This is a genomic window from Veillonella sp. VA142, from assembly GCF_003992135.1.
Classification (GTDB): domain Bacteria; phylum Bacillota; class Negativicutes; order Veillonellales; family Veillonellaceae; genus F0422.
The window spans coordinates 1-3,488 of sequence record NZ_RQVN01000046.1; the positions used below are offsets into that span (position 1 = coordinate 1).

At 37.4% G+C, this 3,488-nt stretch carries 1 protein-coding gene; it reads left to right on the top strand.

Features of this window, described 5'->3' with window-relative positions:
* Window positions 1-572: 572 nt before the first annotated feature.
* Window positions 573-3,362 carry an autotransporter outer membrane beta-barrel domain-containing protein gene (locus EO117_RS08980; protein ID WP_164727566.1) on the top strand — a complete coding sequence of 930 codons (2,790 nt, stop codon included), beginning with the start codon at window positions 573-575 and terminating at the stop codon, window positions 3,360-3,362.
* Window positions 3,363-3,488: the final 126 nt, after the last annotated feature.

Sequence of the window (3,488 nt, forward strand, 5' to 3'; positions counted from 1 at the left end):
ATATGTCTATTTTATTGCAAAAAAAGAATGTTGGCGACTACTCTTATATGAGTAGCCCCAACATTTATTATAGAGCCTTTTGTCAGTAAGGACCGCCACGAAGGCTGCTACGCCTAACTGCGTTTCTCAGAGTATAGTTAGAGCACGGCATACTCCTCACAAACGGTATTTCATAATGTTTGTTCGGAGCAGGTCGTGCTCTTCTTGTATTTGTGTTATTTGGTCAGTAAGGGCGCCACGAAGGCTGCTAGGCCTAACTGCGTTCCTTAGGGAGGCGGTTAGTGTAGATATAATGTTTATCTGCTATACAGATGCTCCTTTTATAGTGTAAGCGAAGTGTATGTTGTTGTTATGAGTGCACTTACAATATGCAATTCGTGTAAAAATCGGGGGGGTAGTATATAAGAAATAATTTGCCTAAAATGATTGAAACTGGTTGCTATTAATGATAATATGTATGTGTATTCTTATCATTATTTTAGCAAACACAGGAGAAAAAGTGTTCAAGCGTTCTAATATAAGATTTTGGTCGGACTGTATGGGTAAGTGTGTATATGTATATGGGGTGTATTATGAAACGATATGACGTATTGCTATCTTGTATTACTCTTTCATTATTGACAAATGTGGTGACTGTATCTGCAGAGGTGATAACAAGAGACAGGTATACAGTAGTATATTCAAATCCTGGAAAGGAAACGTCTTATACGTACGATGCAACCAAGGAAAATAAACCGTTGAATTTTTTAGCAATTTCTGCATTGGGCGGCACTAATAATATCACGATTAAAGGTAAATTAAAAGATTCCAATGGACCATCTAGTACGTTCAATACCAATACATCAGTTGTGGGACTACGTGAAGGGGACTATCGTTTTTCACTTAATTCTAAGAAAGCTTATGAGCCATCATCAAGTATCTTGATATCTGATGGCGGTGTTACTGGAGAGAATAATATTGTATTTGAGGATGTTACCGTTGACAATCATATCATGTCATCTGGGATTCACACAGAGGATCAAATCAGTGTGAATAGTACCGGAAAGCAGGGCCTTGCGGCTGCGTCGATTACATTTAAAGGGGTGAATACCATCAACACCTTAGCTGATCCAAGGCTTTATGAACATACAAGCGGTATTCTATTGTACAATAATAGTGCAGCTGTAGGACACTATCATATACATTCAGAAGTAGGATCTACATTGAATGTGAATGTTAGGTCAGCTTCTAGTCGTGCTTTTGGTATATCTGTGAATCATTACAATAATACGGTTAGATCAACGGCTGTAAAAAAAGAAACCCCCACTGTGACGGTGATGGAGTTTGATGGTGATGTGAATATAAAAATAGATAGACATGGTCAAGAAGAGGCAGAAAATTATGGGATTGGTCTCTTTTCCAGGACGAGTAAAAGAGATCGGGATACAATTCCCGATGATTCTAAATTAGAAGCCATATTTAGAGGAAATCTCACTGTAGATGTAACACCTGTATATGATGCGCAGGGTAATCCTAAAAGTATTGGAGACGCTATTAATGTGGACGGAAAAAATAGCAAAGTTGATATTGTAGGTGGACCCGATAAAGTGATTCAAATCAGAGGGGATATACATGCCTATAATAGTGGTATCGTTAATTTAAATTTAGGTAATAAAGACTCTTATTTTGAAGGCGAGGCTCATATAGGTAAAGAAAAGTTTACATCGAAGCAGAATCTATTTGATGAAACTGTCGATGCTGATGATAATGTCATCCTACGGGCACAGGATATTGACAAATTTGAGAAACAGATTGAGGGCTGGAAAAAAACACTAGAGAAACCTACCTTATCTGCTAAAGTAAGAGAAAATCTTATGAAAAAGATTGCAGAGGCAGAAGCTTCTATCGAGAAAAGCAAATTGTATTTTGATGAGCATGGCATCATAAAAAATGATGTTATTGATAACACAAATAATGCGATTAATCTTACTATGAGCAATGGCGCTCACTGGAAAGTCACGAATGATTCTATGGTGAAAGATTTGGATTTAACCAAAGGTGCCATTGTAGAATTTGGAGGCGCTAAAAAGTATGTCAATGTATCTGTAAAACATTTAATAGGGGATGCAGGCACACTGAAAATGAACGGGAATATTGTCAGTGGTGATTCTGATAGATTGGTGACTCGAAAAGGCAGTGATGGGGTTCATAACATTGACTATAAAGACGATGGAACAGCTAAAACGAAGGGCCGTGAACACTTAAAACTTGTAGAAAATTTAGGAGATTTGACTGACAATAAGGCTAAGTATAAATTACTGTATGGTACTACAGATCAAGGGGCCTATGAGTTCACTGTATCTAATTCTGAAACTTCAAAGATAGCCCAAATTGAACCAGATGGAAAGAATGATTTTTACTTAAACCCTACTGGTCGATTGAGTTCTGGAGCTCAGGCTGTTGAAGTACTACATAATATGATATACCAAAGTAATTTGGCTACCATGGGTACACTAGTACAACGATTAGGGGAAATACACCTAGATAAAAAGATGCGCAAGTCTAATGACATTTGGGTAAAGTTAATTGGTGGTAAATATAGTAGCGATGGAAATGTAAAGATAGGTACATATAGCAATAACTATCACGGCATACAAGGTGGGTTTGATTGGCAAAGAAAGCATGGAGTATGGATTGCCTATCATGGACTTAATGTAGGTATGTTACAGGCTCGTGGCACACTAGATGAATTCAGTGGCTCTATTAAACTCACACAAGCTGCAATAGGTGGGTATTCCGCTTGGGTGCATCCAAAAACAAATATGTATGTTGATGTTGTGGGACATATTGCTAATTACCGTGGTGGGTTCGACATGATAAACCGTTCTCATACAGATGTATCTTCTGATACTATGCACACTGTATCGTATCTCGGATCAGTTGAACTAGGTAGACGCTTCTATTTCAAGAAAAATGATACACGCAAGTATTATATAGAACCAGAAGCACAATTGACGTATCAAAGCATTGGTGGTTATCCTATGCACATGAAACATGGATTAACATCAGTGACAGATGATTTTAAAGGTTTAGTTCTGCGTATCGGTGCCAGAATTGGTATAGACAGTATCGCACCAGGACATATTAATCCATATATTAAGATTATGCATGAACGAGAGTTATGGGGAGATACAACGCATACCTTTAATGAAGTGGCTGTGGAAAAACCATCGAAACAAGATAGTTGGTTTACTTATGGATTTGGTGCATCCTATATAAGTAAAGATGAAAATAAACAATTTTATTTTGAAGCACAAGGGTCAACGAAACATAAGGTAAAACAAAATTGGCAAATTAATGCAGGATTTAGACATCGATTCTAATCGTAATACCTCACTATTGGGTATCCAGTAGTGAGGTATTTGCATTATAGGCTCTTTGTCAAATGTGGGGGCTACTCATATAAAAAGTTCTTAGCGCTAGCTATTTAAATAGCTAGTGCTATTCTT

Bases quoted from the DNA above. Each gene is read 5' to 3' on its own strand.
- EO117_RS08980 (WP_164727566.1), top strand. From the start codon at position 573: ATGAAACGATATGACGTATTGCTATCTTGTATTACTCTTTCATTATTG.